General features: G+C 57.5%; 1 protein-coding gene. It reads right to left on the reverse strand.

The window, feature by feature from the left end:
• Positions 1-250: 250 nt before the first annotated feature.
• A complete protein-coding gene (locus NW819_RS14290) occupies positions 251-1,360 on the reverse strand; it encodes an RpoD/SigA family RNA polymerase sigma factor (protein ID WP_414351534.1) in 1,110 nt (369 codons plus the stop codon).
• Positions 1,361-1,440 lie beyond the last annotated feature (80 nt).

The following is a 1,440-nucleotide window of genomic DNA, read 5'->3' on the forward strand; positions in this document are numbered from 1 at the left end:
CTGAGCGCCAGAGGAAACCGATCAGCCAACTCCTCAACGACCAAAGAGGTTAGCTGCCAAAGTCCTTCCCACTGGCTCTGGTCGTGAAGATGAGGTAGCCGGGGGGTCATCAGCCCCAATAGGCTCAGGGGATAAGGGATCCTTATCATCGCCGCTGCAAGGGGCTATGGTGTTCAACCCAAGAAGATTGAAAAAAGGCTATCCCTGGGCAGAAGCTGGCCCGGAAATCGGTCTGCCAGGCCTGTAGCCACTAGCGAATGTACTGGGCCAAAGCCCGCGAAGAATAGCCCACCCGCAATTTGCGCAGGGCATCCCGCTCGATCTGACGAATCCGTTCCCGCGTTAGGTTGAAGTGATCCCCCACCTCCCGCAGGGTTCTCGCCTGTTGCCCGTCTAACCCATAGCGCAACTCCAGCACTTGCCTCTCAATCGGCTTCAGGGTTTGCATGGCAGAACGCACATCCTGCTGCATCGATTGCACGAGGATCCCTTGAAAGGGCTGCTCTTGCCGCTCATCTTGCAGCAAATCTCCAAGGCGGCTTTCTCCTTCCTGGCCGACCGGCACATCCAGCGACAGGGGCAAAGCAGCAGCCTGTTGGATCATGCGCAGTTTCTTGACTTTAATGCCCAAGGCTTCTGCCAGCTCCGCTTCGGTGGGCCGCCTCCCCTGCAGCTTCATCAGCTCGCGGTTGGTGCGCTTGAGCAGGCGTACTTTGTCGACCATGTGTACCGGCAGGCGAATCGTCCGCGCTTGGTTGGCAATGCAGCGGGTAATGCCTTGGCGAATCCACCAATGGGCGTAGGTGCTGAAGCGAAACCCCCGTTCGGCATTGAATTTTTCGGTGGCCCGAATTAACCCGATATTGCCCTCTTGGATCAGATCCAAAAAGGGCACCCCCCGATTGAGGTATTTTTTGGCAACACTGACCACCAGGCGCAGGTTGGCGTTGACCAGCTTGCGCTGAGCCTGCTCCCCTTGTCGGATGCGGGAGCGAAGGGTGGATACGGAAATCTGCAGGGCCTCGGCCAGAGCCTCATCGCTGGGATCCTCCCCCCGCCGTTGCCGCCATTCCTGCCGGGCTTGGTCGATAAGGAGCTTTTGCTGAATTTTGCGCGACAACTCGATTTCCTCAGCGTGATCGATGCGGGGCACGCGACCGATGGTATTCAGGTAGTGATCGACAGCGTCTTCATTCAACCGGGATCCGCCGGCCCCTGGCTCTGAGTCAACTTCTGCGAGGTCGTCTTGAGGGGCAGACTCGGGGTCGAACCAGAGATCGTCGAACTCCTGAGGCGAAGAGGCAGAGTGTTCAGGATGAGGACGAGAAAAAACCACAGCCAGGTGAGGAGAGAACTTCATCTCCCAGTCTAAAAAGGTTTCTGCTGCTGCTGCGAGCGAAAATCGATCATGCCCCTCTTTTTTGTCCGGAGATTTTTCCG

The organism is Synechococcus sp. R8-2, assembly GCF_047461715.1.
Classification (GTDB): Bacteria; Cyanobacteriota; Cyanobacteriia; order Thermostichales; family Thermostichaceae; genus Thermostichus.

What these genes read in the sequence shown, in the direction of transcription:
- NW819_RS14290 (WP_414351534.1), bottom strand. Translation starts at nt 1,360, where the DNA reads ATGAAGTTCTCTCCTCACCTGGCTGTGGTTTTTTCTCGTCCTCATCCT.